General features: G+C 59.9%; 23 protein-coding genes and 2 tRNA genes. 9 read left to right on the top strand and 16 right to left on the bottom strand.

The genetic code is table 11. The features are described 5' to 3' along the window. The first annotated feature begins 11 nt into the window (after positions 1-11). On the top strand, positions 12-1049 hold the full coding sequence (locus ACSOSP_RS02625) for a lactonase family protein (RefSeq protein ID WP_455309396.1): 1038 nt from the start codon (positions 12-14) through the stop codon (positions 1047-1049). Between the two features lie 86 nt (positions 1050-1135). Here the strand turns inward: ACSOSP_RS02625 and ACSOSP_RS02620 are convergent, their stop codons facing one another. The 8 genes from ACSOSP_RS02620 to ACSOSP_RS02585 all read right to left on the bottom strand — a co-directional run bounded on the left by ACSOSP_RS02620 (position 1136) and on the right by ACSOSP_RS02585 (position 9271). Continuing rightward, positions 1136-2140: a DnaJ C-terminal domain-containing protein gene (locus ACSOSP_RS02620; protein WP_455309395.1), complete on the bottom strand. Its 1005-nt coding sequence runs from the start codon at positions 2138-2140 to the stop codon at positions 1136-1138. A 203-nt stretch (positions 2141-2343) separates the two neighbouring features. Then, positions 2344-3351 carry a trans-3-hydroxy-L-proline dehydratase gene (lhpH, locus tag ACSOSP_RS02615; protein ID WP_455309394.1) on the bottom strand — a complete coding sequence of 336 codons (1008 nt, stop codon included), beginning with the start codon at positions 3349-3351 and terminating at the stop codon, positions 2344-2346. Positions 3352-3907: 556 nt separating this feature from the next. Further along, positions 3908-4243 (bottom strand): hypothetical protein, encoded by a 336-nt coding sequence (locus ACSOSP_RS02610; protein WP_455309393.1) that lies wholly within the window; start codon positions 4241-4243, stop codon positions 3908-3910. Positions 4244-4586: 343 nt separating this feature from the next. Beyond that, positions 4587-5732, bottom strand: coding sequence for a branched-chain amino acid ABC transporter substrate-binding protein (locus ACSOSP_RS02605; RefSeq protein WP_455309391.1), 1146 nt, complete (start codon positions 5730-5732; stop codon positions 4587-4589). Between the two features lie 122 nt (positions 5733-5854). Next, positions 5855-6670 carry an alpha/beta fold hydrolase gene (locus ACSOSP_RS02600; protein WP_455310822.1) on the bottom strand — a complete coding sequence of 272 codons (816 nt, stop codon included), beginning with the start codon at positions 6668-6670 and terminating at the stop codon, positions 5855-5857. A gap of 83 nt (positions 6671-6753) precedes the next feature. Next, positions 6754-7965 carry a pyridoxal phosphate-dependent aminotransferase gene (locus tag ACSOSP_RS02595; RefSeq protein WP_455309389.1) on the bottom strand — a complete coding sequence of 404 codons (1212 nt, stop codon included), beginning with the start codon at positions 7963-7965 and terminating at the stop codon, positions 6754-6756. Continuing rightward, positions 7962-8609 (bottom strand): RraA family protein, encoded by a 648-nt coding sequence (locus ACSOSP_RS02590; RefSeq protein WP_455309388.1) that lies wholly within the window; start codon positions 8607-8609, stop codon positions 7962-7964. The genes ACSOSP_RS02595 and ACSOSP_RS02590 overlap by 4 nt, the downstream gene beginning before the upstream one ends. After that, positions 8606-9271 (bottom strand): RraA family protein, encoded by a 666-nt coding sequence (locus ACSOSP_RS02585; protein WP_455309387.1) that lies wholly within the window; start codon positions 9269-9271, stop codon positions 8606-8608. Before ACSOSP_RS02585 ends, ACSOSP_RS02590 begins: the two co-directional genes overlap by 4 nt. A 152-nt stretch (positions 9272-9423) precedes the next feature. Between ACSOSP_RS02585 and ACSOSP_RS02580 the strand changes: the two genes are divergently transcribed. Together ACSOSP_RS02580 and ACSOSP_RS02575 are read left to right on the top strand one after the other, a co-directional pair. Further along, positions 9424-10326: a LysR family transcriptional regulator gene (locus ACSOSP_RS02580; RefSeq protein WP_455309385.1), complete on the top strand. Its 903-nt coding sequence runs from the start codon at positions 9424-9426 to the stop codon at positions 10324-10326. Positions 10327-10479: 153 nt separating this feature from the next. Further along, positions 10480-11145, top strand: coding sequence for an RraA family protein (locus tag ACSOSP_RS02575; protein WP_455309384.1), 666 nt, complete (start codon positions 10480-10482; stop codon positions 11143-11145). A gap of 289 nt (positions 11146-11434) precedes the next feature. Here ACSOSP_RS02575 and ACSOSP_RS02570 read toward each other — a convergent pair. The 6 genes from ACSOSP_RS02570 to tig all read right to left on the bottom strand — a co-directional run bounded on the left by ACSOSP_RS02570 (position 11435) and on the right by tig (position 18502). Continuing rightward, positions 11435-11510, bottom strand: a tRNA-Val gene (locus tag ACSOSP_RS02570). A 107-nt stretch (positions 11511-11617) separates the two neighbouring features. Further along, entirely contained in the window at positions 11618-11890 is a 273-nt protein-coding gene (locus ACSOSP_RS02565) for an HU family DNA-binding protein (protein ID WP_455309383.1), read from the bottom strand. Between the two features lie 312 nt (positions 11891-12202). Next, positions 12203-14626 carry an endopeptidase La gene (gene lon, locus ACSOSP_RS02560; RefSeq protein ID WP_455309382.1) on the bottom strand — a complete coding sequence of 808 codons (2424 nt, stop codon included), beginning with the start codon at positions 14624-14626 and terminating at the stop codon, positions 12203-12205. Positions 14627-14830: 204 nt separating this feature from the next. Beyond that, positions 14831-16102 (bottom strand): ATP-dependent Clp protease ATP-binding subunit ClpX, encoded by a 1272-nt coding sequence (gene clpX / locus ACSOSP_RS02555; RefSeq protein ID WP_031359732.1) that lies wholly within the window; start codon positions 16100-16102, stop codon positions 14831-14833. Between the two features lie 249 nt (positions 16103-16351). Further along, the gene (gene clpP, locus ACSOSP_RS02550; protein WP_031359733.1) at positions 16352-17005 is read right to left on the bottom strand and encodes an ATP-dependent Clp endopeptidase proteolytic subunit ClpP; all 654 of its coding nucleotides are present in this window, start codon (positions 17003-17005) and stop codon (positions 16352-16354) included. A 150-nt stretch (positions 17006-17155) separates the two neighbouring features. Beyond that, the gene (tig, locus tag ACSOSP_RS02545) at positions 17156-18502 is read right to left on the bottom strand and encodes a trigger factor (RefSeq protein ID WP_455309381.1); all 1347 of its coding nucleotides are present in this window, start codon (positions 18500-18502) and stop codon (positions 17156-17158) included. 541 nt (positions 18503-19043) lie between these two features. Between tig and ACSOSP_RS02540 the strand changes: the two genes are divergently transcribed. Continuing rightward, entirely contained in the window at positions 19044-20213 is a 1170-nt protein-coding gene (locus ACSOSP_RS02540; RefSeq protein WP_455309380.1) for a glycerate kinase, read from the top strand. On the opposite strand, the gene ACSOSP_RS02535 is transcribed toward ACSOSP_RS02540, so the two are convergent. Next, a complete protein-coding gene (locus tag ACSOSP_RS02535) occupies positions 20185-20628 on the bottom strand; it encodes a hypothetical protein (protein ID WP_455309378.1) in 444 nt (147 codons plus the stop codon). The two genes, ACSOSP_RS02540 and ACSOSP_RS02535, sit on opposite strands and share 29 nt — an antisense overlap. A gap of 291 nt (positions 20629-20919) precedes the next feature. Between ACSOSP_RS02535 and ACSOSP_RS02530 the strand changes: the two genes are divergently transcribed. Continuing rightward, positions 20920-21006, top strand: a tRNA-Leu gene (locus tag ACSOSP_RS02530). An 89-nt stretch (positions 21007-21095) separates the two neighbouring features. On the opposite strand, the gene clpP (ACSOSP_RS02525) is transcribed toward ACSOSP_RS02530, so the two are convergent. Then, a complete protein-coding gene (gene clpP / locus ACSOSP_RS02525; protein WP_455309377.1) occupies positions 21096-21698 on the bottom strand; it encodes an ATP-dependent Clp endopeptidase proteolytic subunit ClpP in 603 nt (200 codons plus the stop codon). A 177-nt stretch (positions 21699-21875) separates the two neighbouring features. Here clpP (ACSOSP_RS02525) and ACSOSP_RS02520 point away from each other — a divergent pair, with 177 nt between their 5' ends. From ACSOSP_RS02520 to ACSOSP_RS02505, 4 genes are all read left to right on the top strand, one after another. Next, positions 21876-22730, top strand: coding sequence for a sigma-70 family RNA polymerase sigma factor (locus ACSOSP_RS02520; RefSeq protein WP_455309376.1), 855 nt, complete (start codon positions 21876-21878; stop codon positions 22728-22730). A 240-nt stretch (positions 22731-22970) separates the two neighbouring features. Next, on the top strand, positions 22971-23927 hold the full coding sequence (locus tag ACSOSP_RS02515; RefSeq protein ID WP_455309375.1) for a transglutaminase family protein: 957 nt from the start codon (positions 22971-22973) through the stop codon (positions 23925-23927). A 28-nt stretch (positions 23928-23955) separates the two neighbouring features. Beyond that, positions 23956-24759: a transglutaminase-like domain-containing protein gene (locus ACSOSP_RS02510; RefSeq protein WP_455309374.1), complete on the top strand. Its 804-nt coding sequence runs from the start codon at positions 23956-23958 to the stop codon at positions 24757-24759. A 304-nt stretch (positions 24760-25063) separates the two neighbouring features. Continuing rightward, positions 25064-25900, top strand: a complete 837-nt coding sequence (locus tag ACSOSP_RS02505) for a squalene/phytoene synthase family protein (RefSeq protein ID WP_455310821.1) — start codon at positions 25064-25066, stop codon at positions 25898-25900. Positions 25901-25906: the final 6 nt, after the last annotated feature.

Raw genomic sequence — 25906 nt, 5'->3', positions numbered from 1 at the left:
TCGGCATCCTTATGAACTCGGCGCAAGCAGCAACCTACGTCTATGTTTCGAATGCCGACAGCGAAGATATCTCAGTGCTCCGGCTCGATCAATCGAATGGCGCGCTATCGCAGGTCGAGACGCTTGCGGTCGGCGGAACCGTCATGCCGCTGGCTCTTTCGCCCGACCACCATCATCTCTATGCCGGGTTGCGCTCCAAGCCGTATCGCGTGCTCAGTTTTGCGATCAACCCGCTCAACGGCCGCCTGATCCTGCTCAAGACCTCGCCGTTGGCCGAGAGCATGGCCTACCTCTCCACCGACGCCACGGGCCGCTATTTGTTCTCGGCTTCGTACGGCGGCAATCTGCTTGCCGTGAATCGCATTGACGCGAACGGTTTGGCGGGCGATCCGCAGCAGTCCGTGCCAACGGGGCCGATGGCCCATGCAATCCGGAACGCCCCCGATAACCGCTATGTATTCGCCTCTGTCCTCGGCTCCGATGCATGGCTGCGGCTGAAGTTCGATGCGCTCACGGGGCAACTTACGCCCGATGCGGCGCCCGCCTATACACTCCCGCCGAAATCCGGCCCACGTCACTTCGTCTTCTCGCCGGATCATCGGTTTGCCTATCTGATCGATGAGCTCGACGGCAAGCTGCATGTGCTTGCTTTCGATGCCGCGAATGACACTGCCAAGCCCGTGCAAACCGTCTCGATCGTGCCGCCGGATTTTTCTGGCGACAAGCCTTGGGGTGCTGACGTTCATCTGACGCCGGACGGCCGCTTCCTGTTTGCATCGGAACGCACATCGAGCACGCTTGCGTCGTTTCGCGTCGATAAGAAATCGGGCACGCTCACGCGAATTGGCACATGGCCGACCGAGAAGCAGCCGCGTGGATTCAATATCGATCCGTCGGGAAACTATCTGCTGGCGGTAGGACAATTGTCGACGCAGATGAGCGTGTATCACATCGACAAGCAAACCGGTGCGCTCAAGGCGATCAGACAGTACCCGGTCGGCAAGAACCCGAACTGGATAGAATTCGCGCAATTTGAGGGGGGTCTGTAGGGCTCCGTAACATAAGGGCGAATCGGATGCTGCAGGCAACGGCGAACGCACGGAAGCTTGCAGTCAACCCCGCGAAAATAATAGTCTCAAGAGCGTGGCGGAATTGCCTGCGTGGCCCGACGCTGCGCGTTCGCAAACATCTCGTGTAACGCTTGTCGCTCGTTGTCGGTCAAATGTGAAACCGCGGCCGGCATGGTGAGCACCAGTTGCAGTGTCAGGTCGCCGCGCGTACCAATGCTGTCCGTAAGCCCGTGCCTGAGCAGACGGATGGTGCTGCCCGGATGCGCGTTCGGCGAAATCGTCAGCCGCAGCGCGTGGCCCAGGATGTGCGCTTCGAAGCAGCCGCCGAGCGTGGCCGTGACGAAATCAACCTGAACATCGCAAGCGAGATTCAGCCCGTCGCGCCGAAAGGCCGAGCCGCACGCGATCACGACTGAAAAGGTGGCGTCGCCCGGCGGACCGCCGTTGGGCCCAGGGTGGCCCGCGCCTTCGACGACGAGACGCTGACCGTCCCACGCACCCGGGGGGACCTTGACTGTCTCGGACTTCCGGTAGGTCATGGCGGCAGCGCCGAGACACGCTGGACACAAGTGACTCGCCAGCGGGCGTCCCGTCCCCACACAGGCGGCGCAGCGCGTACCCGAGACCGACTGGCCGCTGCCGTAACAGCGCGTGCACTGCGAGACTCTGTCCTGACATTGCTGACACGGTCCGCTTACCGGGTAGCTCACATCAACTTCGCCACCATGGATCGCGGCTTCGAGCGGCACAAAGAGTCTGATCAGGCAGCTCGCGCCGCGCGCCGGCGGCCCCCGGTGTTCGCGTGACGGGGAAGCTTTGCCACGGCTCCCTGCCGGCGCCGACGTCGATGTCGATCTCGACGTCGGGCGGGCCACCCGGGGCTCACGCTTGCCGATCAGAATCTCGAACGCTTCCTGCACGCGCTTGAACACCGGCTCGACTAGTGACTCGCTGCCCTTGTTGCGGTCCGGGTGGTACTTTGCCCTCAGCCGCCGGTATGCGCGTGTGACGTCTGCCGGCGACGCGCTCTCTGGTAGCTCCAGTCGCCTGTAATATTCGTCGAGGCTCACCCGTTTCCCCCGGTTTCTTTCTGAAAGCGCAAGTCTATCAAGACCAAAGCAATAGGACTGCTGTCGATGACGGGAGATTGTCAGCGCCGACATGCTCACAATTCCCGGGGGGATCCGGGACCAAGGTAACGCTGCGTCATGACAGGAAACCGGAGCGCCGGACCGGATCACGACGGGCAATTGTCATTCGAAGCGAACACCGCTCAACGTACAAGGAATCCATATTTGAGCGGATCCCGCTCGTCGATGATCCAGTTCGCGAATCCACAAACATGGGCTGAGCCTTCGATCTCGGGGATCACGGCGGGGAACTCGCCGAGTTGCGTTTCACCGACAACACGCGCACGAAACACCGTGCCGATGATCGATTCATTCACGAGTACATCGTCTTGCCCGATCTCGCCACGCAAATAGAGTTGCGCCACGCGGCCTGCGGTGCCCGAACCCGTCGGAGAACGGTCTACTTCCCGGTCTGCGAAAATGCAGCAGTTCGCCTGTGTCGAGTCGGGAAGTCTTGGCGCGCCGTGAATGATCGTGCCGTAGATATGATTGATTTCCGGGATGTGCGGGTGCACGAGCGGAAACGCCCGATTGGCGGCGATCTTCACTTGCGCGCCGAATTGCTTGAGGGCGTCGACCGACGACTCACGAATGGTGAGGCCATGCGATGTGCCGTCGGTGTAGAAATAGAACGCACCCCCGAATGCGATATCTCCCCTCACCGTCCCGTAGGCCGGTGTCTCGACACTCACGTCGCGCCTGTAGATGAACGATGGCACGTTGATGAATCGCACACCATTCGCGTGCATGCCGTCCCACTTGACGAATGCTTCGATAAAGCCGCACGGTGCGTCGATGCCGACACGCGTTTCGGGCGATTCGCGCTGCACCCAGCCGAGCTCCACCGCCGCCGTTGCCAGTGCGATCACACCATGTCCGCAGTGGTCGCTATATCCTTCGTTGTGCAGGAAGATCACACCGAAATCCGCCGTGGGTGAAACGGGCGACGTGAGATAACCGCCGTACATGTCCGCGTGTCCGCGTGGTTCGAACATCAGGGCCTGGCGAATGTTGTCCGCATGTTCGCGCACCCAGGCACGGCGCTCCACGATCGAGTCACCCTGCAAGCGGGGAAGTCCCGACGTGACGATCCGGAACGGCTCGCCGGCGGTATGGACTTCGACGGTACTGATCGTGCGGCTGACCTGCATTTTTTTATCTCCTATATGCGATGTCTGCACGCCACTCAGGGCGCCGTGCAAACACTATGTTGCAACGGACTCAAGCAGTTGTCCAAACAAAATCGCGGGCGATAAAAATCCTGCAGTGCCAGATAGCAATGCAAGTTTCAGTTTGCTTCTCCGAACTTCCTGGACGGCTTTGAGCGCTATTTTCGAACCCGCGTTGAGGCTAAGAAGCTCGCGAAAATATAGCACCCATGTTCCCGATTTAGTCCCTGTAAAAACGCCAAAGGCAGACAAGATTTTCAATTAGGGAATGAAGAACGAATACACAATGGATTGGCGAACTCGAGCTGCCGTTAAAAAGGCTTCAAGACAAGCAAAAGACCGCTGTGCAGGCGCGCAGCGGTCTTCCAAACGACACATAACGATTGATGGCCCCAAGTTTCGAATTGCAGACTGCGTGGGATTAGTCCATTGATGCAGGCCGAACCCGACCCGGGGGCAAGCTTACTTAGGCCCCACTACCATATGCGCAGGCGATGCGCTTACGCCTGCTCACGCCGGCTTTCATCCTCGACTGCCGTTATTGGCCCGCGCCCGGGGACACTACGCTCGGGGTCGCCAGCGTGTTGTTGGTCTTTGGAGCACTGGTGGCAGGTGGCGTGCCGTTCGTACTACTGGGCAGGCCCGAATTTGGCGCCCTGGCGGCCATGCCGCTATCCGAATTCGTGATGCCTGGCGTGCCGTATCCGCTCGTGGCGCCGTTCATCTGCGTCGTGCCGTTCATCTGGTTCGCGGGGCTTGCCGTGCTGCCCGCCGAACCGTTGCCGCCCGAACCTCCGGCCGCCTGTGCATAGGCGCCCCCCGACAACGTAAGTGCGGCGACGGCCGCAACTAATGTGCTGATTGCCTTGTTCATGATCCGTCCCTCCTTGATAGCAATGGAATGTAGACGCAGACGGTTGCCGCCTGCTTGACCAGAAATTTAGCAATCACCGTGCCGCATGAGATTTCGATGCGGCCGGATGCATATTGTCGCGTGAACGCAATACACATGACCGAGTTCATGCAACCAGATATGCACAGTTGAAATTAGTGAGATCGTGATAGCTTGCGACGGCGACAAATTCGGGTCAAAGACGCTCACTCAAGCGACGCAATCAACGCACGCGCAGCGCGCATCATGCGTCTCACCGAACTCCCATGATTCGCAATGCTAATCGGATGGCATGAAAGATTACCATCCGTCACCCCATCGATAATTACATCTTCACCACGTCGAGCAGCGTCTTCTTGCCCGCCTTAAAGGTATAGAGAGAGATCACGCCGTGCTTCAGGTCGCCCTTCGAGTCGAAAGTCGTCTCACCGATCACACCCTTGTAATCCGTGCTCGGCATGGCCGCGAGGATCTTCGCCGGATTGACCGATTGTGCACGCTTCATTGCATCAACGATGATGTACACGGCGTCATAAGCAAACGGAGCATCAATCTGGATCGGCTGGCCAAAACGTTTCTCGTACTTCGCTTCGAACGCCTTGCCGTCCACCATCTTCTCTAGCGCCAACCCTGCTTCCGAACAGACCACGTTGTCGGTAGCATCGCCAGCGAGGTCCGACAGCTTGTCAGTACACAAACCGTCTCCCGCCAGCACTCTCGCACGCAGGCCGAGCTGCCTTGCCTGCTTCGCGAACGGACCTCCAGTGGCATCCGAGCCGCCGTACATGATCGCATCGGGATTTTCTCCCTTGATCTTCGTCAGGATAGCGCGGAAGTCGACAGCCCTGTCGTTGGTCGCGTCGTGTGACATGACGTTCATGCCCAGCGACTTCGCAGTCTTTTCGAATTCGTTCGCGAGACCCTGGCCGTAAGCGGTCGAGTCATCGACGATCGCGACGCTCTTCAGCTTCAGGTCCTCGGAAGCGTATTTGGCGAGCGCCGGACCTTGTTGCGCATCGGTCGCCACCACACGGAATGTCGTCTTGAAGCCTTGCTGCGTGTAACCCGGGTTGGTCGACGATGGTGAGATCTGCACGATCCCTGCATCGCTATAGATCTTTGAGGCCGGTATTGAAGTGCCCGAGGTCAGGTGCCCGACCACGGCGACAATATTATCGTCGACGAGCCTTTGCGCCACTTGCGTCGCCGTGCGCGGATCAGCAGCGTCGTCTTGCGCGTCGAGTTCAAGAATGATCTTCTGGCCGCCGATCGTCAGACCCTTGGCATTGATTTCCTCAACTGCGAGGCGTGCACCGTTTTCGTTGTCCTTGCCCAGGTGGGCAATGCCGCCGGTCAACGGCGCAACGTGGCCGATCTTGACGATCTCGTCTGCTACCGCGGCCGTTCCGACCGTTCCCAAAAGAATCGCCGCAGCGCTCATCGGCAATAGTCTTTGAATGTTGATATTCATGCGATTCTCCAGTTGCGGTCCGAGTTCCAGGATATGAAGTGCAACACCCTGACTCGTTCAAGGAGTTGCCAGCAAAAAACAGCGCTGACCGCCATAGCAGGGTGGTAAATTCACCTCCTATACTATTCATCAGGAAACCTGAAGAAATCCGCGATCAGGCTCCACATCTCAACCGGATTCGAGTACATCGGGAAGTGTCCGCAGGAACGAACCCTCGCGACCCGGACACCGTTCTCCTGGAGGCTGGACAGGTAGGACAAGCCATCGTTTTGCTCTCCATGCATGAACATTCGCGGACACGGGAGCGACAGGAATCGCCTCATCAGGTCTCCGTGGTCAGATAGCTCGACCATCGACGTGAAGATGCCCCTCACAACTGCTGCCCGTACCTTATGCCGAAGGCTCGCAGCGTAAAGCGCTGAGGAGTGATAGCGCGAACGCCACGTCCTTTCAATGAAGTTCTCGAAAAATAGCTCTGCGTTTTCGGTAGGAAAATCCGCGATCTGGCGACTCAGGAAGCAATCTTCCGGAGCGACGTTACCTTCAATGTTGATAAAGCTTAGAACGCGGGTTGGTTCTGCATCTGCCAACATCAACGCGGTCAGTCCACCCATCGAGTGTCCGACCACATGGAAGTCGGCCACGGCGAAGTGCGCGAGCAGATGGCGCGCCGTTTCAACGAGGAAGGAAATAGACACTGCGTTCAAATCGGCGCATTCGGTTTCACCACAGCCGGGAGCGTCATAAGCGATGATAGGACGCCCGTCAAACGCCTGATTTAGAACGACATCCGCGTAGTCTTCCTTGGTTGACCCGAAGCCGTGCAGAAATAAAACTGGCGCCCCTTCCCCGGGTCGATACATGACAGCAAGCTTCAGCCTGACGCCCAGCACGTCTAGCTCAATGCTTGTCTTCGTGAGTTCTGTATTTGATGACATCATTAGAGCGCTAGTCGACTGGGGCGCGGCACAAACGTTCGGGGATGGCATGAATGCTCCAGGTGGGTCGTTCACAAAACCGCTTACAACGACTGACAGAAGCGCTTGATCGCCCGGCATGCTTCGATCAACGCGTCGTCGTCCAGCGCGTACGCAATGCGGATATACGGAGCAAGCCCAAACGCACTGCCCTGCACGACGGCCACGTTGGCCTCATCCAGCAGCGCGCTCGCCACGTCCTCGTCGGTCATTAATTTTGTGCCCGCAACCGTCGTGCGTCCGATCAGGCCCTCGCACGACACAAACGCGTAGAACGCGCCACCTGGAGTAGGACAGGACAATCCTGGCGTCTCGTTGAGCAATCGCACCATGAGGTCGCGGCGCTGCTCAAACACGGAACACGTTTCGCCGATGAATTGCTGCGGACCCGTGAGCGCCGCGAGTGCTGCATGTTGTGAGATCGAACTGGCGCCCGAGGTCTGCTGTCCTTGCAGCTTCTCCATGGCATCGAGCAGCCAACGCGGTCCGGTCCCGAAGCCGATGCGCCAGCCCGTCATTGCATATGCCTTGGACACACCGTTCATCGTCAACGTGCGAGACATCAGACGCGGCTCGACCTGGGCGATCGTGTGGAAGGCGGCGCCGTCGAAGATCAGGTGCTCGTAGATATCATCGGAGAGCACCAGGACATGCGGGTGGGCAAGCAGTACTTCGGCGAGCGCCGCAAGCTCGTCCCGTGTGTAGACCGCGCCTGTAGGGTTGGACGGCGAGTTAAGAATCAACCAGCGCGTGCGGGGTCCGATTGCATCGGCTAACGCCCGTGGAGTGAGTTTGAATCCGCTCTCGTTCCCGCAGGTCACGATCACCGCGCGCGCGCCACACAGCTGGACCATCTCCGGATAGCTCACCCAGTAAGGTGCCGGCACGATTACCTCATCCCCCTCGTTGAGGGTAACGGCCAGCGCGTTGTATATCACCTGTTTGCCGCCGCTGCAGACGATAGTGTCCTGCCAGGTGAGCTCAAGGCCATTCTCGTTGCGGAACTTCGCCGCGACCGCTTCGCGAAGCGGTCGCATACCGGCGACCTGCGTATAGCGTGTGTGTCCTGCACGAATCGCCTCGATGGCGGCCTCGCGTATGTGCACGGGCGTGTCGAAATCCGGTTCGCCGGCGCTCAGCGAGATGACCTTGGCGCCGCAAGCACGGCGTGCTGCGACGCGATCCATCATGCGATAAGTGGCAGAAGGTTGTGCCTGAGCCAGGTGGATGTTCAGGGTTTGATGATCCCTATTCATGCGTTTCTCCAGCGTGTCAGGCCGAGCAATTCAAGCGTGCTCGCTCCTTGCGTGAGTTGCCGCATCATCGTGGCTTCCTTCGACGCACGTGCTTCACCATCGACGAGCGTGCGTTGCGCATCAGCCGCCGGGATGATGATGACGCCGTCGTCATCGGCTACCACCAGGTCGCCTGCGGCGACCGGCACGCCGGTGAACATCATAGGTTCGCCAACCGAGGGGGCGCTGGCCTTCACGGTGCCGCGAACCGAGATGCCGCGTGCGAACACCGGAAAATGCCGCGCCGTCACGGCCGCTACATCCCGCACGCCGCCATCGATGACGAGTCCCACCACACCGGCTGCTTCAGCAGCGACCGTGAGCACCTCGCCCCAATAGCCGGCCACGAAGTTGCCGGTGCCGACCACGAGTACGCAGCCGCGCGGCACCCGCTCCAGGGCGATGTGGATGGCCAGGTTGTCACCCGGCGAGCACACCAGTGGATACGCAGGGGCGGCAATGAATGCGCCGTTCCAGATGCCACGCACGAGCGGGTCGACAGCGCATGGCAAGCCAGATGCTTCGTAGAGCGTGGAGCTGCCGAGCGCTCGCGCTCGGGCCTCGAAGTCCGCAGGCAATGGCAAGGGTGCAGTTGCGTGGCTCATGACGCCTTCCGCTGCAGTGTGTGGTAGCCCAGCGCTTCGCGTGCTTCCTTCAGTGTCTTGCCCTGGGATATCTGTGTGCGGATGTCCGCCTCGACCGTCTCGATCTGGCGCGCGATCGCCGCCACTTCGCGTACGCGATCGCGCGGCACGACCACGACACCGTTGGCGTCAGCGACGACAATGTCGCGCGCGCAAACACGGGCCGTGCCAATCGACACCGGTACATTGACGCCCTCGACCTGAACCCGGTCTTTTCCGGTGCGCATGAATCGGCCCCTGGTGAACAGGGGGTAACGGTCGCTCAAGGCCTTCCCGACGTCGCGGCATACGCCGTCGATGACCGTGCCAGCAATCTTCCGGGCGCCCGCATACTGGGTCATGATGTCCCCCCACACGGTGCAATCGGTGCGCCCGTTGTTGTCGATCACCAGCACGTCGCCTTCGCCGACGTCATCAATGAAATCACCAACCGATCCAGCGGGTGTGCTGGCCGTTACATATTTGGCCGTGAATGCAGGTCCTACGATAACGCCGGGGTAGTTGTCCAGCGGCGCGATGCCGAGGCACTGGCCAGGCAAACCCAGCTTGTCCATCGCATCCGAGACGCCGGGTGTATCCAGTCCGTCGAACAGGGCGACCAACTCTTGATCTTCTTGATTCATCGTTTGATTCCTTCCCGGATGGCTTCGAATTTCTTGTCGCGCGTCACGGCAGTGCGGTGATGTGGTTGCGATGACGTAAGTTCGCGCATACAGTCCGATATGTAAATTCCGAATAATTGAAGCATCTGATACGCCAAACCTATCAAACGATCATGATCAATTTCCGGCTTATCCGTCATTTGTGGCTCTTCCTGGCGGTCGCCGAGGAACAGCACTTCGGGCGCGCGGCAAAGCGCCTGGACATGTCCCAGCCCCCGTTGACCGAGCAGATCCAGGCGCTGGAACAGGCATTGAAGGTAAAACTCTTCGAGCGCTCCCGGCGCGGCACGTACCTCACCCCGGTGGGCGCGGCCATCCTGCCGGCCGTACGCAAGTTTGCGGAGCAGCTCGAGCGTCTCGAGCTCGCGGTTCACGAGGCCGTTGCCGGGCGCAGCGGAGTGCTGACCATCGGTGCGATATCGTCAGCCATGCTCGATATCCTGCCGCCGCTGATCGAGCGGCTGAAGGCCGACTACCCGCAGCTCACCGTATCGGTCAAAGAGATCGACAGCGCCGAAGCCATTCCAGCGCTTGAAACCGGCGACATCGACCTGGCCTTTGTCAGGCTGGAGGGCGACCTGGGAGGGACGATCCAGTCGCTCGCGTTGGCGCAGGATCGCCTCGCGGTGGCCATGCCACGTGAACATCCGATGGCCTCTGCTACACGCATCCGGCTCGCCTCCCTTGCGGGTGAAGATTTCGTGATGTTTCCGCGCAAGGTAAGTCCCGTGTACTTCGACAGTCTGGTGGCGTCGTGCCGCGCAAATGGGTTTTCACCGCGGATAGTTCACGAGGTGCGCTCTGTCGCGTCTCAGGTCGCGTTCGTAGGCTGCGGCCAGGGCATCGCACTGGTGCCGGCGTCACTTAAGAAGCTCGCACCTGAGAACGTCGTGTTCCGGCCGCTGAGGGAGAAAGTGAGTGTGGTGACAACGGCAATGGCCTGGAGCACGGCGCGGGAAAACCCGCTAGTGGACGCGGTAGTCACCCTGTTAAAGGCTGGAAAACGGCCTGTTTGATCAAGCAATTCACAGTCACTCTCAGTCCAGGATCGACTATGAGCGGCGCCATTTCCTCATAGCCTCCACGTATCAATCCATTCCGAAATTCGAAATATACATATCGAACTGTCAATGTGAGACTGGCCTCCTCACCACACCATGAGGCTTGCCATGGCAGAGCGTTCGTTACTCGACCGCCTCGCGGCGCTCGACACCAACACAGTGTCAGACGCGCTGGATTTCCTCGGTCTGGCCGGAGCGACATTCGGCATTCAGCCACTATGGGACTGCCCGAAAATCGTTGGCCGCGCCAGCACCATCCAGTTGGGACCCAAGGCTGACGGTCAGCAAAAGGCGCACATCATCACGCCGGTGATTGCGGGAATTGACACCGATGATCGCGTGCTGGTTATTGCCGGCGGGACGCAGGGAATCTCCTGCTGGGGTGACATCATCGCTAACGCTGCGCAGTTCAAGCGCGTGCGTGGCACGGTGATCGATGGCGTAAGCCGGGATATCGAAGGCAGCGAGTCAATCGGCTATCCGGTTTATGGACGTGGGATCACGATGATCAGCGCGCGCAACCGGTTGGCACAACTGTCGGCGGCCGGGCCGATCCGCTTTGCCGGTGTCGTCGTGCGGCAAGATGATTTCGTCATTGCCGACCGATGCGGAACAGTGTTCGTCCCAAGCGAACGGATTGAAGAAGTCATCGAGCTTGGCGAGCGTATAGCCCGCCGGCAAGATGCCATGGTGCAAGCGGTGCGTGCCGGTCGCTCGGTCGCCGATGTGATGCATGACAAGGAATTTGACGCCATCAAGCAGAAGCAAGCGTGATGAGACTGTCTGAGTCGCTCTGCCACGGTCATCGGTTGCCAGCCGACGCCATCGGTTAGCTGATTATCACTCTGTGACGCAAATCCTATCTGCTATGGCGAGCAGTCGGCGAGCATGGCACCGGACTCGACATCCTGGCGCAGAAGCGGCGCGGCAAAGCCACCGCCAAGCGCCCTTGTTTAAATCCTTCGCAGACAATAAAAAACCCGCAGAGCCAATAGCTATGCGGGTTTCCTTTTGCTGTTCCGAACTTCTTTACACAAAACTTCGGACCTTGCTTGCGAAACGGTGGTGGGTGATGACGGGCTCGAACCGCCGACCTACGCCTTGTAAGGGCGCCGCTCTACCAACTGAGCTAATCACCCCGCTTCACAATCTTTTCAAGCGATCTTCACACCGACTAAACGAAAGCGTGTGATCCGCTTTACCAGACTTGAAACCGTTTCAAACCGGTCCCTATCCAGCGAGTCCGCTAGTTTAGCGCATCTTTTAGTGCTTTGCCAGGGCGGAATTTCGGAACCTTCGCGGCTGCGATCTTGATCTCATCGCCGGTACGGGGATTACGTCCGATACGCGCCGTCCGCTTGCCCACGGCGAAGGTGCCGAAGCCGACGAGCGTCACCGAGCCGCCCTTCTTCAGGGTCGTCTTGACCCCGCCGATCAAGGCTTCGAGTGCACGGCTGGCCGCCGCTTTGGAGATATCAGCTTGTTGCGCAATATGGTCGATCAGGTCCGTCTTGTTCATTGTGATCCCCCGAATAATGGTTAGTGGATGGGCGATGCTGCAAAGAGTAGTTTCACGACAGGTTGCTTGAGCACGGGCCCCGGAAGCCGCCAAGTGCGGCGGTCATTAGAAGTAGCCGAAAGACCGGTGTCAACCCGGATTGAGCCTAACCCGCGAGCCTCAGCTTGATTTCCGGGGCGCTAACGTGCACGTCGGACGCACCAATAAAAAACCCGCGTGGTCAGTTCACACTGACCACGCGGGTTTTTTGTTCGCTCGATTCCGGCGCGACCGCTTCGGGCCGCGCCTCGCCGGACGCTTACTGCTTACTCATTAATGCTTCACGAATTCACCCGCTGCCGGGGTGTCCTTCTTTTCCGCAACAGCAGGCGTTGCCGGCTTGGCTTCTTCTTCCGGCAGTGCTGCTGGAACACGTTCAAGCGCGAGCTCGAGCACCTTGTCGATCCAGCGAACCGGAACGATTTCGATCGAGTTCTTCACGTTGTCCGGAATTTCGGCCAAATCCTTCGTGTTCTCTTCCGGGATCAGCACGAGCTTGATGCCGCCGCGATGCGCCGCCAGCAACTTCTCCTTCAATCCGCCGATAGGCAACACTTCACCGCGCAACGTGATTTCGCCCGTCATTGCCACGTCTGCGCGAACCGGAATGCCGGTCAGAACAGACACGAGCGCTGTCGTCATGGCGATACCGGCAGACGGACCGTCCTTCGGCGTCGCGCCTTCAGGCACGTGGATGTGGATGTCCTTTTTCTCGAACGCCTCATCCGATACCCCCAGACGACGCGAACGCGACCGCACCACTGAACGCGCTGCCTCGACCGATTCCTTCATCACGTCGCCGAGCGAACCCGTGCGGATGATGCTGCCCTTGCCCGGCATGACCGCGGCTTCGATGGTCAGCAAGTCGCCGCCCACTTCCGTCCACGCGAGACCCGTCACCTGGCCGACCTGATTCTCCTTCGCGGCCAGACCGAAGTCGGTCTTGCGCACGCCGAGGAACGAGTCGATGTTGCTGCCGTCGATCCGGACCGCGCCTTCCGCCTTCTTCAGCAGAAGCATCTTGACGACCTTGCGGCAGATCTTCGACATTTCGCGCTCAAGCGACCGCACGCCAGCTTCACGCGTGTAGTAGCGAATGATGTCGCGGATCGCTTCTTCCGTGAGATCCATCTCGCCGGCCTTCAGGCCGTTGTTGCGGATTTGCTTGGGCAACAAATACTTTTGCGCGATGTTGATCTTCTCGTCCTCGGTGTAACCCGAGAGGCGAATCACTTCCATCCGGTCGAGCAACGGCGGCGGAATGTTCAGCGAGTTCGACGTCGCCACGAACATCACGTCCGACAGATCGAAGTCCACTTCGATGTAGTGATCGGCGAACGTATGGTTCTGTTCCGGATCGAGCACTTCAAGCAAAGCGGACGCCGGGTCGCCGCGAAAATCCATGCCCATCTTGTCGACTTCGTCGAGCAGGAAAAGTGGATTGCGAACACCGATCTTCGACAAGCTCTGCAGGATCTTGCCGGGCATCGACCCAATGTACGTGCGACGGTGTCCGCGAATCTCGGACTCGTCATGCACGCCGCCAAGCGCCATACGCACGAACTTGCGGTTCGTTGCGCGAGCGATCGACTGGCCCAGCGAGGTCTTGCCGACGCCCGGAGGCCCGACTAGGCACAAGATGGGCGCCTTGACCTTCTCAACCCGTTGTTGGACCGCAAGATACTCGAGAATCCGTTCCTTGACCTTCTCAAGGCCAAAGTGATCTTCATCGAGCACGCGTTCTGCATTCGAGAGGTCATTGTTGACCTTGCTCTTCTTGCGCCACGGCAAGCCGATCAGCGTGTCGATGTAATTACGCACGACGGTGGCTTCAGCCGACATTGGCGACATCAGCTTGAGCTTCTTCAGCTCGGCATCAGCCTTCTTCTTGGCTTCCTTGGGCATGCGTGCGTTGGTGATGCGCTTCTCGAGTTCTTCGAGATCCGCACCTTCCTCGCCTTCGCCCAATTCCTTCTGGATCGCCTTGACCTGTTCGTTCAGGTAGTACTCGCGCTGGCTCTTTTCCATCTGACGCTTTACGCGTCCGCGAATGCGCTTTTCGACCTGAAGAATGTCGATCTCAGCTTCGAGCTGGGCAAGCAGATGCTCAAGACGTTCCACAACCGGGAGCATCTCGAGAATGTGTTGCTTCTGGTCGAGCTTCAGCGGCAGATGCGCGGCGATGGTGTCAGCCAGACGACCCGCTTCATCGATACCCGACAGCGACGTCAGGATCTCAGGAGGGATCTTCTTGTTGAGTTTCACGTACTGATCGAACTGCGACACGATCGCGCGGCGCAACGCTTCAGTTTCAGCGCTGTCGGCGTGGTCGGGTTCGAGCGGCATCACGTCGCAGGAGAACTGCGTTTCCTGTTCTTCGATCGTGAGCGTCTTGGCACGCTGCAAGCCTTCGACCAGCACCTTCACGGTACCGTCCGGCAGCTTCAGCATTTGCAGGATGTTTGCGATACATCCCACTTCGTACATGTCTTTTTCGGTCGGCTCGTCTTTCGCAGCGGTCTTCTGGGCGACAAGCATGATGTGCTTGCCACCTTCCATCGCGGCTTCGAGTGCCTTGATCGATTTGGGTCGTCCGACAAAAAGCGGAATCACCATGTGCGGGAAAACGACTACGTCACGCAGCGGAAGCAGCGGGAGAGTAATACGTTCCTGCGGGAGGAGTTGGGTTCCTGACATTTTCATTTCCCCAGTAGTGGAATCAGTTCAGTCGTAAATAAGGCCGTCAAAATGGATTGCAAGCCTTAAGCGTGTGGGAAAAGATCAGTGAATCGAAAAAATTCGCCTCAGTAACGTGTCAGTAACGTCCACAAGATATCCGAAAAATAAACAAAAAGCCGTTCACGTTGCCATGAACGGCTTTTCGCCGACACACAGCCCAACTCAGTTAGAACCTGCTACCTTCGGCGTGTCTTCGTAGATCAAAAGCGGCTTGCCGTCGCCATCGATTGTATTGTCATCCACGATAACCTTGCTTACACCCTTCATTGCCGGCAATTCGTACATCACGTCCAGCAACGCTTGTTCGAGAATGGACCGCAGACCACGCGCACCCGTCTTGCGACGGATTGCCTTCAGCGCAATAGCCTTCAACGCGCCCGGACGAATCTCCAGGTCAACGCGTTCCATGTTGAACAGCTTGTGATACTGCTTCACCAGCGCATTCTTCGGCTCGGTCAGGATCTTGATCAGCGCGTCTTCGTCCAGCTTGCCGAGCGTCGCCACAACGGGCAAACGGCCGATCAACTCCGGAATCAGGCCGAACTTGATCAGATCTTCCGGTTCCACTTCGCGCAGCACTTCGCCCGCGTCGCGATCCACCTTGCTCTTCACGCTTGCGCCAAAACCGATGCCGGTCTTTTCCGTACGATCGATGATGACCTTTTCAAGGCCGTCGAACGCGCCGCCGCAGATGAACAGGATGTTGGTGGTGTCGACCTGGATGAAGTCCTGGTTCGGGTGCTTGCGGCCGCCTTGCGGGGGCACCGAAGCCATCGTGCCTTCGACCAGCTTCAGCAGTGCTTGCTGGACACCCTCGCCCGACACGTCGCGCGTGATGGACGGGTTATCCGACTTGCGGCTGATCTTGTCGATTTCATCGATGTAGACAATGCCGCGCTGGGCTTTATCGACTTCGTAGTTACAGTTCTGCAGCAGCTTCTGAATAATGTTTTCAACGTCTTCGCCAACATAACCGGCTTCCGTCAGCGTGGTTGCGTCTGCAATCACGAACGGGACGTTCAACATGCGCGCGAGTGTTTGCGCAAGCAAGGTCTTGCCCGAACCCGTGGGTCCGATCAGCAGGATGTTGCTCTTCGACAACTCGATATCGTCTTTCTTCTCGAGATGCTTGAGACGCTTGTAGTGGTTATATACCGCCACTGCAAGAATCCGCTTCGCGCGTTCCTGACCTATCACGTACTGGTTCAGGATCTCGCTGATCTCTTGCGGGCTGGGCAGATCCGACTTCGTCAGGCCAGCCTCTTCCGCCGCGCCGGCAGCTTCGTCGCGGATAATTTCATTGCACAAGTCGATGCATTCATCACAGATGAACACGGAAGGACCTGCAATCAGCTTCTTGACCTCGTGCTGGCTTTTACCGCAGAACGAGCAATACAACAGCTTTTCGCTGTTAGAACCTTTTTTGTCCGCCATGGATGTGCGAGCCTCCGGACACTCGATTACATAATACGCCGCTCAATTCACCTGCGCAGAAATGGCCTGTGCTCAGGTTGAAAGCGCGTGTGGCGTGTGCTTTGACGCCGTTTTCCGCGTTGGCTCCAGCCTGGCGCGCGGCTCGGTTTTGCCGCGCCGCCGTTGGCGATCTGGCCCGAAACCGCAACGCCCGTATGGACAAAAACGGAACAGCCGGCCCGTTATTCCCAACGGCCGGCACCGCGCCGGTCAGGGACGCTTGTGAAGAACCTGATCGACGATACCGTATGCCTGCGCGTCATCGCCGGACATGAAATTGTCGCGGTCGGTGTCACGTGCGAGACGTTCCGCCGGCTGGCCCGTATGGTGCGCGAGCAACTGGTTCAGACGTTCCTTCAGGTACAGGATTTCCCGAGCCTGAATTTCGATGTCCGACGCCTGTCCGCGCGCGCCGCCGAGCGGCTGGTGAATCATCACGCGCGAGTTGGGCAATGCAACGCGTTTGCCCTTGGCGCCTGCCGCCAGCAGGAAAGCGCCCATGCTTGCGGCCAGTCCCATGCACAGCGTGGCGACATCCGGCTTCACGAACTGCATGGTGTCGTAAATAGCCATGCCAGCAGACACCGAGCCACCCGGGCTGTTGATGTACAGGCTGATGTCCTTGTCGGGGTTTTCGCTTTCGAGAAACAGCAACTGCGCGACCACCAGATTGGCCGACTGGTCGTTCACTTCACCGACCAGGAACACCAGGCGCTCTTTCAGCAGCCGCGAATAGATGTCATAGGCACGTTCGCCGCGGCCGCTCGTTTCAACCACCATGGGCACCAGACCGAGCGCCTTGGTTTCGAAGTCATGCGGTGCGTTCGACGCGAGCGTGTCCAGCAATTGAGCGCGAAAGGTCATGCAATTTCCTTGTTCGGAATAGGGATACTGAACGACAAAGGAACATCCGAAAAACGGCACAACTGGGCAACCAGGACCACCACAACCGGAATGCAAAAAAGGCGTGCCGGCCCGTCACCTCGACGGCCCTGCACGCCTTGTCGACGCTGCTTACGCTTGCGCCGTCGCGCTGGCCAATTCTTCGAAGCTTACTTCCTTGTCGCTCACTCGGGCCTTGCCGAGCACGAAGTCCACGACGTTGCTTTCCACAACATACGCTTCCATTTCGGCGAGGCGCTGCTGATTCGAATAATACCAGCGGACGACTTCCTTCGGGTCCTCGTAGCTTTTCGCGAATTCGTCGACTTCCGCGCGGATCTGTTCCGGCTTCGCCTGCAGGTCGTTGGACTTGACCAGTTCGGCCAGAACCAGGCCCAGCTTGACGCGGCGTTCAGCTTGTTCCGAGAACATTTCGGCGGGGATGGGCGCGTCCGCTGCGTTCGGCACACCGCGTTGTTGCAGATCCTGGCGTGCCATTTCGACCAGACGTTGCTGATCCTGTTCGATCAGCGCCTTCGGCACGTCGAGTTCGGAGATCTTCAGCAGCGCGTCCATGACCTGGTTCTTCACGATCTGTTGCGTGCGGCGCTTGGCTTCACGCTCCAGATTCTCCTTGATCTCACCGCGCATCTTGGTCGTGTCGCCGTCTTCCACACCCAGCGACTTCGCGAATTCGGTATCGATTTCCGGCAGGTGCGCCCATTCGATCTTCTTCATCGTGATGGTGAACTGGGCCGTCTTGCCGGCCACGTCCTTGCCGTGGTAATCGTCCGGGAACTTGAGGTCGAATTCCTTCGACTCGCCAACCTTCAGGCCAAGCGCCGCCGTTTCGAATTCCGGCAACATGCGGCCTTCGCCCAGCACGAACGTGAAGTCTTCAGCGCTGCCGCCTTCAAACAGCACGCCGTCGAGCTTGCCGACGAAGTCCATCGTCACGCGGTCGCCGTCCTTGGCTGCCGTATCAGCGCCACCGTCGCCATGCTCGCCGCCTTCGCCGCGTGCGTGGTAATGCACGCGCTGCTTGCGCAGGATTTCCAGCGTGCGGTCGATTTCCGCTTCCGAGATGGTCGTGACCGTACGTTCGATTTCAGCCGTCGCCACGTCGCCGACCTTCACTTCCGGATACACCTCGAAAGTTGCGTCGAACGCGTAGTCGTCCGCGACTTCGCCGCCCTTGGGCGCGAAGCTCGGCTGGCCGGCCACACGCAGGTTTTCGGTGCGCGTGACGTCGAAGAATTCCTTGCCTACCTTGTCGCTCAGCACTTCGGCTTCAACCTGGCCCTGGTACTGCTGCGTCACCATCTTGAGCGGCACCTTGCCCGGGCGGAAACCCGGCATGCGCACGTTTTTCGCCAGCTGACGGATACGCGAATCCACTTCCTTTTGCACCGTATCTTTCGGCAGGGAAATCGTCACACGGCGTTCGAGCTTGCCGAGGTTTTCAACAACGTTAGCCATGGCTTCTATCGTCCTAAAGTAAATCGAGTATTCGGGTTCGTGTGTCTGGTCAGTTCTGGTTCGATCTCGCGCCACGGTAGGCGCACGGCGCCTCACGGTTCCTGAGCAATGCAAGCAGCCTGATTGAGCCTTCGCCAAGCGGCCAAAGCTCAATACCGTAGATCCGCCAAGCCGTGACAGGAAGCCGTACGCGCCGGTTTGAGTCAACCGAGCCAAACATTTTACCAAACTATTTGCAAGGGTCGTGGCGGATCAGGGTCTGCCCTGCCAAATACTGGCAAATTCACCGGCAAATCCGGCTTATTTTCGCGGTTTTGGTGCGAGTTTCAGGGTCCTTTGTCACCGTGATGCCGCTGCGGCTCCATCCCGGCCTGCGCATTTCCGAACGCGCGTGCGCTCCGTTGCAGTCCGCTGCACTCCCACTCCGTTACGGCGCGGATTGCATTGCCTGTGCGCATCGAAAGCATGCCGTACGCGCATAAGGTTTGATTATTTCGGGCCGTGTCGCTAGATTTCAAGCAAATTCATAACTCGAGACATCATGCCGAACACCCAGCCTGCCGGTTTTTCTGCCTCTCCCCCTCTCCCTGTTGTAGTCATCGCGCCGGATTCGTTCAAGGGTTCGCTCAGCGCGGAACAGGTCGCGCAGGCCATTGCGAGCGGCATCCGGCGCGCGCGCGGCGACGCGGTCATCCGCATCGTGCCAATGGCCGACGGCGGTGAAGGCACGCTCGACGCCATGCTCGCGGCGGGTGGCGAGCGGCGCCTGATCGACGTGCGCGGCGCGGCCGCGAAGCGCCGCGACGCCGTGACGGGTTTGCTGGCGGACGGCAGCGCGATCCTGGAAACGGCGGAGGTCGTGGGAATCACGGACCCGGACGGCATGGCCGTGCCGGTCGCCGAGCGCAGCACGCTCGGCATGGGCGAAGCGATCCGCGCGCTGCTCGATCTCGGAGTGCGCAAGTTTTATGTGGCGCTGGGCGGCAGCAGCACGAACGACGGTGGTGCGGGGCTTCTGGTCGGCCTGGGCCTGAAACTTTTCGATGCGGACGGCAAACCGCTCGACCCGGTGCCTTCGCAGCTCGCGCGAATTGCGCGCATCGACGCGACAGGGCTCGATCCACGCGTGCGCGACGCCGAATTCACGGGCATGTCCGACGTGGACAATCCGCTCACCGGCGAGCACGGCGCGACGGCGATTTTCGGGCCGCAAAAAGGCGTGACGCCCGACCAGATCGCCACAATCGATGCAGCGCTCGGCCACTTCGCCGATCTGCTCGAACCGGCGCTGCAACTTAGCGGGCGGAATAAACCGGGCGCAGGTGCTGCAGGCGGCCTCGGCTTTGCGCTGCATATGCTGGGCGCGAGTTTCGAGGCCGGCGCGGAAGTGGTCGCGCGGGAAGTGGGGCTGGATGCGGCTCTCGATGGCGCGAACTGGCTGATCACGGGCGAAGGACGCTCGGACGTCCAGACACTGCACGGCAAGGCGCCGTTCATCGCGTGTCAGCACGCTCGTGCGCATGGCGTGGAAGCGTCGCTGCTGTCAGGCGCTATCGATCCGGCTGCGTTGCCGCGTTTATCCGAGCATTTCAGCGGCTGTTTTTCGCCCGCGCCCGGGCCGATCACGCTGGAAGTCGCGATCCGCGACGCCGCCACGCTGCTGGCGAACGAAGCCGAACAACTCACGCGGTTGAAGTTCGGTTCGAGATAGGTTGGCAAGGTGCCGCCGGGCCAAGCGAGATCAGCGACGCGAGAATCTGGTTCGCCACGCCGAAATAGCGGCCCTTGTGCAGCGATATGCCGTACGTAATCCACTTCGCAACACGCCCGTAATCGCGATACGTGCTACCCGAGTGAATCCGGCCGCTGTATCGATCGATGTGCAACGTACGTTCGGCTTCAGGATCAGCGGGAAAGCGCGACACGATGTACACGCCTTTGGCAGTGGTCGGCAACGCGATGTCGTAGCCATCCTTGACACCCGCTTGGCACCCCGAGTGCGACGACCTTGTCGTGCGCAATAGTTGCGTCGACCGAATCAGCGCTGCTGTGGAACATGCGTAGCGCCCACTCTGCGGCGACGGCAGATCGTCCATCCTCATGCCGGCCGTCGATGGATCGGCCATGTTCATCGCCATCGCGGGTTTCGCGGAATGCACATGCGCGTGGCCTCACGCCCCTTGCGGATTCGAGTTCTATCCGCCGGTCGCGGAGGTATCTCCGCGTGCATATTGCGCATGGAGACATTGGGCATCGATTCGGTTAGAATGCCGGGCTTGGCGCGACGCGGGCACCTGCGTCGCCGGGAAGCTTCCTTTCCTGAGGTCGATAAGCGCGGTAGGTAGTACGAGGTAGTTGGACACGGATGACACGCTCCCCTGCCTCCCGAACCCGCTTTAAACTAGCCGCACAAACGCGCGTGAGTGGCGAAATTGGTAGACGCACCAGGTTTAGGTCCTGACGGCAGCAATGTCGTGTCGGTTCGAGTCCGACCTCACGCACCAAGCTGAAAACGAAGCCTCGCAGCGAAAACTGCGAGGCTTCGTCATTTGTGCCGCGGGTTTCTGGGGCTGAAGCTGCCCCCAAAGCCCTCTCAGGCAGCGCGCTGAGTCAGCACTTCATCGATCAACCCATACTCCCGCGCCTGATCCGCCGACATGAAATTATCGCGGTCGGTATCAACTGCAATCTGCTCGACGCTCTTCCCCGTGCGCTGCGCCATGATCTCGTTCAGGCGTCCGCGCGAATACAGCACCTCTTTGGCCTGGATGGCGATGTCAGCCGCTGTGCCCTGCGAGCCGCCCGAAGGCTGGTGGATCATGATGCGCGCGTTGGGTAGCGCGAAACGCTTGCCCTTCGCGCCCGCGGTCAGCAGGAACGTCCCCATGCTCGCGGCGAATCCGGTGCAAAGCGTGGACACGTCTGGCCGGATGAATTGCATGGTGTCGAAGATCGCCATGCCGTCGTAGACCGAACCGCCCGGCGAATTGATGTACAGCGCGATGTCCTTCTCGGGGTTGTCCGCTTCCAGAAACAGCAACTGCGCGACGATCAAGCTCGCGGTCTGGTCCGTCACCGGTCCGACCAGGAAGATGATGCGTTCGCGCAGCAGCCGCGAATAGACATCATAAGCACGCTCGCCGCGCCCGGAGTGTTCGATGACGGTCGGCACAAGGCCAAGGTTCTGCGGATTCATTTCGTTGCGATTCCTTGTTTTTGCTCGGTGTGAAAGCCTTCAGCCGATATGACGCACAAGGTCGTCCATGCGTGACGCCCGTTCACGCGATATATTTTTGCCTGGGGCTGTCACATTCGCTTGGCGCAGGCCGTCAGGCGGATACATGGCAAAAGCACGCAATTGAGGGGAACCTGCATGACTGGTGATACGGATATCGATCGCGACACAGCGCTAATCGCTCTCTTCGAGGCGTCGCGCGCGCGGCTGTTTTCGCTGGCTTACCGGATCCTCGGCGTGCGCGCGGATGCCGAGGACGTCGTCCAGGACACGTTCGTGAAATGGCATCTGCATCACCGGACCGCAGGTATCGCGGGAGGCGATGCGCTGGACACGCCCGCCGCGTGGCTCGCGACGGTGGCAAAACGCACCGCCATCGACCGCTTGCGGCGCCTGAAACATGAAGCACCGATGCCGGGCGGTATCGACAATCTCGATGGTTTCGATGCCATCGATCACGCTCCGTCGGCCCAGGCGCTGGCCGAACAGACATCGGATTTATCGTACGGAATGCGCCTCGTGCTCGACCGGCTGTCGGCGGAAGAACGCGCGGCGTTCCTGCTGCGCGAAGCGTTCGAAGCGGACTACGCGAGCATCGCGAAGATCCTTAACCGGAGCGCGGCTCACTGCCGGCAGATGGTGCATCGCGCGAAAGACCGGGTGCGTGACGATCGGAAAAACAATGACGCAACCGATACAGCGCATGGCGAAGACGCAATCGAGCCATTACTCGATGCCATCGCGCGTCAGGATGTCAGCGCACTGGTCGCGCTGACGCTTGCCACTGCACCGGTCCCGTTGCCGGAGTTTGCACCGGCCGCTCCGGTCTCCGCGATGACGATGGCGACGATGACGATGACGACGACGACGGCAATTGCCGAACGGCAAGCAGCGCTGCTGACGCACGCGCTGATCGCGCGACTGCGGATCGGCCGCATCGATTTGCCGGCATCCGTCGCCGGCGAACGCGCATCCTCCCTCGTGGCAGCCTAAGGCCGCCACGGCTCACCAGCAGGCGAACCCCGCACGAGGCCGCCTGTCAAGCTGCAAACGAATTCTTTCGCTCGGACCGTCTCGTGTATCCTGAAAACTGGGTGTCTGAGGGTTCAGACGCCTCGATCAAGGATCCACCATGGCTTTCAACAATCAGGCCGCGACACACGCGGTAGGGTCGCGGAGCATTTTTACCAGCGGCCTCCTGCCTGTTGGTTTTCGCTTGCACGGGGCAGTCAAGTGAACGAGCCGCAACGCTTTACCGTCCGCCACACGAGCATCTACCGGTATTCGGAACCGGTGGATTTTGGCGAACATCGAATGATGTTCCGGCCGAAGTCCAGCCACGATCTGCGCCTCGTCACCATGCAGTTGAAGATCACACCGGAACCGGCGCGCTTGCGCTGGCTGCACGATATCTTCGACAACTCGGTGGCCGTCGCCACGTTCGATAGCCAGGCAGCGGAGCTGACGTTCGAAAGCGAAGTCACGCTCGAGCACTTCGAAACGCCGCATCCGGACTACGCGCTCGAGCGCTACGCTGCCACGTTTCCGTTTGCGTACACGAACGAGGAAGCGTCGGACCTGGTCAATGCGCGCAACCGGCCGGAGCCGGACGGCGATGTCGATGCGTGGGCAAAACGTTTCGTCACGCCCGGTGAGCCCATGGGCACGATGGCGCTGCTGCGCAAGATCAACCAGACGATCAACGACGACTTCAAGTACGTCCGCCGCACGGAAAAAGGCGTGAATCGTCCCGCCGATACCTTGCGCCTGCGCACCGGCAGTTGCCGGGACTTCGCCGTGTTCATGATGGACGTAGTGCGCTCGCTGGGTTTGGCCGCGCGGTTCGTCAGCGGCTACATCTTCGTACCTGATGTGGAGCCCCCGGTGGAGCCCGCGGTCGAGCCCCCGGTTGAGCCCCCGGTTGAGCCCAAACTGGAATCCAGGCCCGAACCCGAGCCCGCCACCACCCGAGGCGGGGGCGCCACGCACGCGTGGCTGCAAATTTATCTTCCCGGCGCCGGCTGGGTCGATTTCGACCCGACCAACAGCATTATCGGCAACCGGCATCTCATCCGCGTCGCGGTTGCATGGGACCACCATCAGGCCCTCCCGCTATGGGGTACCTGGAACGGCGAACCCGGCTCGTTTCGCAGCCTCGATGTCGAGGTCAGGGTGACCGAGAACCGCTGATATCCTCTTCCATAGAAAGGCCACTCCCATGAAACTCCGCGTTGGTTACGAGCTGGTCTACGAGTGTCTGCAGCCGACACCCATGCTTCTCATGCTGAACACGCACTTCTCGTTCGCTCCCCAGGTCTTGCTCGCCGATCTGCTGGTCGTGAATCCGCCGGTGCCGATCTCGCAGTATCGCGATGCTTTCGGCAATCTATGCAGCCGGATTGTCGCGCCTGAAGGCCAGATAGCGCTGTCGACGTCGGCGTTGCTCGAGGTATCGGATGAATTCGAACAGCCCGGGGCGCAAGGCGAGCAACATCCCGTTGAAAACCTTCCCAACGAATGCCTGGTATTTTTGCTCGGCAGCCGTTATTGCGAAACGGACCTGCTCTCCGACTTCGCGTGGAAAACGTTCGGCAATACGCCGCTGGGGCGCCCGCGCGTACAGGCAATCTGTGACTTCGTGCATAACCATATTGTGTTCAATTACGCCCACGCACGGCCGACCAAGACCGCCTGGGAAGCGTACAACGAGCGTCAGGGCGTATGCCGCGATTTCGCGCACCTGGCCGTCACGCTGTGTCGCGCGATGAACATTCCGGCGCGCTATTGCACGGGCTATATCAGCGACGCCGGTATGCCGCCGCCCTACAGCTCCATGGATTTTGCGGCGTGGTTCGAAGCGTTCATCGGCGGAAGCTGGCAGACCTTCGATGCACGCAACAACGTGCCGCGCATGGGCCGCGTGTTGATGGCGCGAGGCCGCGACGCCGCCGATGTCGCGATCAGCAATACCTTCGGCCCTACCAAGCTGCTCAAATTCGATGTCGTTTGCGAACGGCAATAATAGGCGCCTTCACTTCGGATATCTAACTGAAATCACGCCGCGCGAAGCAGGCTCGCACCACCGCGTGGCGGCGCCTGTTCCGCCCCGGCTTACAGCACATTCTCATCCGGAGGATATAATTCCGCCTGAATATCGCGTGCAGTGAATCAGGCGCAGTGGCCCAGAATCAACCTGCACCGAAAAAGACAAGGCTGCATCCTCCCTTACCTGTCCAGTCTCCAGAGCACGCGCGAGCCATTGAGTTTCAATGGCTTTTTTTCTGGTCCGGACCGATCGGCTTACGCCGTCACAACCTTCCATTGCCGTGAACTTCGACGACTACTGCCAGCAAAAAGCCGCGCCCGATGGCTCCAGCACGTACTACGCCCTGCGCCGTGCGCCCACGGCGAGACAGCCGCTCCTGACAGCGTTTTACGCGTTACGCCGCGAGCTGGAAGACACCGTCAAGGAAACGAGCGATCCCACCATCGGCCGCACCAAACACGCCTGGTGGCAAAAGGAACTGGCCAGCCTGTTCGGCGGCGAACCCGCGCATCCCGTGACGAAAGCGATCGCCGCGCATCAGGCGAACACCCCGGTGCTCGATGAGCAAGGACAAGAGTCAATCAATAACCTGGTCGATGGTTTCAGCATGGATCTCGATCAGGCGCGGTATCTCGACTGGCCGGGTCTGCGGCGATATCTGGACAACGTCGGCGGCGCGTTTGCGTTGATCGTCGCCCGCGCGAGCGCACGCCGTCCTGCCGATGCACCGGGCTGGGCCAACTCCCTTGGCACGGCGCTCACGCTGGCGGAGCGCATCGCGGACATAGGCGACGATGCGCGCCACGGCCGCATCTATATTCCCATCGACGAGATGCAGCGCTTCAATGTCACCGCCGCCGATCTCATCAACCGCAAATACAGCGATGCGTTCACCGAGCTCATGCGCTTCCAGACCGGACGCGCACGCGAAGCGCTCAAGCAGTCACTGGCCGCGATCCCCTCGGACGAGCTTGCGACGCAGCGCGTGCTGCGTGCGCAAGCGGCTTTATCGCTGGCTTTGCTCGACGAAATAGAACGCGAAAACTTCCAGCTGCTGCATCAGCGGATTGCGCTGACGCCTATACGCAAACTGTGGATCAGTTGGCGCGTCCGATAAAGCCGT

This window comes from Caballeronia sp. KNU42 (assembly GCF_053760385.1).
Note: the sequence above shows the minus strand (reverse complement) of the source record. Positions and strands in the feature narration are given on the sequence as shown.

Bases quoted from the DNA above. Each gene is read 5' to 3' on its own strand.
- ACSOSP_RS02520 (WP_455309376.1), top strand. From the start codon at position 21,876: ATGACTGGTGATACGGATATCGATCGCGACACAGCGCTAATCGCTCTC.
- ACSOSP_RS02535 (WP_455309378.1), bottom strand. From the start codon at position 20,628: ATGGCCGATCCATCGACGGCCGGCATGAGGATGGACGATCTGCCGTCG.
- ACSOSP_RS02625 (WP_455309396.1), top strand. From the start codon at position 12: ATGAACTCGGCGCAAGCAGCAACCTACGTCTATGTTTCGAATGCCGAC.
- tig (WP_455309381.1), bottom strand. From the start codon at position 18,502: ATGGCTAACGTTGTTGAAAACCTCGGCAAGCTCGAACGCCGTGTGACG.
- ACSOSP_RS02585 (WP_455309387.1), bottom strand. From the start codon at position 9,271: ATGAATCAAGAAGATCAAGAGTTGGTCGCCCTGTTCGACGGACTGGAT.
- ACSOSP_RS02600 (WP_455310822.1), bottom strand. From the start codon at position 6,670: ATGTCATCAAATACAGAACTCACGAAGACAAGCATTGAGCTAGACGTG.
- ACSOSP_RS02575 (WP_455309384.1), top strand. From the start codon at position 10,480: ATGGCAGAGCGTTCGTTACTCGACCGCCTCGCGGCGCTCGACACCAAC.
- ACSOSP_RS02540 (WP_455309380.1), top strand. From the start codon at position 19,044: ATGCCGAACACCCAGCCTGCCGGTTTTTCTGCCTCTCCCCCTCTCCCT.
- ACSOSP_RS02565 (WP_455309383.1), bottom strand. From the start codon at position 11,890: ATGAACAAGACGGACCTGATCGACCATATTGCGCAACAAGCTGATATC.
- lon (WP_455309382.1), bottom strand. From the start codon at position 14,626: ATGTCAGGAACCCAACTCCTCCCGCAGGAACGTATTACTCTCCCGCTG.
- ACSOSP_RS02580 (WP_455309385.1), top strand. From the start codon at position 9,424: ATGATCAATTTCCGGCTTATCCGTCATTTGTGGCTCTTCCTGGCGGTC.
- clpX (WP_031359732.1), bottom strand. From the start codon at position 16,102: ATGGCGGACAAAAAAGGTTCTAACAGCGAAAAGCTGTTGTATTGCTCG.
- ACSOSP_RS02605 (WP_455309391.1), bottom strand. From the start codon at position 5,732: ATGAATATCAACATTCAAAGACTATTGCCGATGAGCGCTGCGGCGATT.
- ACSOSP_RS02590 (WP_455309388.1), bottom strand. From the start codon at position 8,609: ATGAGCCACGCAACTGCACCCTTGCCATTGCCTGCGGACTTCGAGGCC.
- lhpH (WP_455309394.1), bottom strand. From the start codon at position 3,351: ATGCAGGTCAGCCGCACGATCAGTACCGTCGAAGTCCATACCGCCGGC.
- ACSOSP_RS02510 (WP_455309374.1), top strand. From the start codon at position 23,956: ATGAAACTCCGCGTTGGTTACGAGCTGGTCTACGAGTGTCTGCAGCCG.
- ACSOSP_RS02595 (WP_455309389.1), bottom strand. From the start codon at position 7,965: ATGAATAGGGATCATCAAACCCTGAACATCCACCTGGCTCAGGCACAA.
- clpP (WP_455309377.1), bottom strand. From the start codon at position 21,698: ATGAATCCGCAGAACCTTGGCCTTGTGCCGACCGTCATCGAACACTCC.
- ACSOSP_RS02610 (WP_455309393.1), bottom strand. From the start codon at position 4,243: ATGAACAAGGCAATCAGCACATTAGTTGCGGCCGTCGCCGCACTTACG.
- clpP (WP_031359733.1), bottom strand. From the start codon at position 17,005: ATGACCTTTCGCGCTCAATTGCTGGACACGCTCGCGTCGAACGCACCG.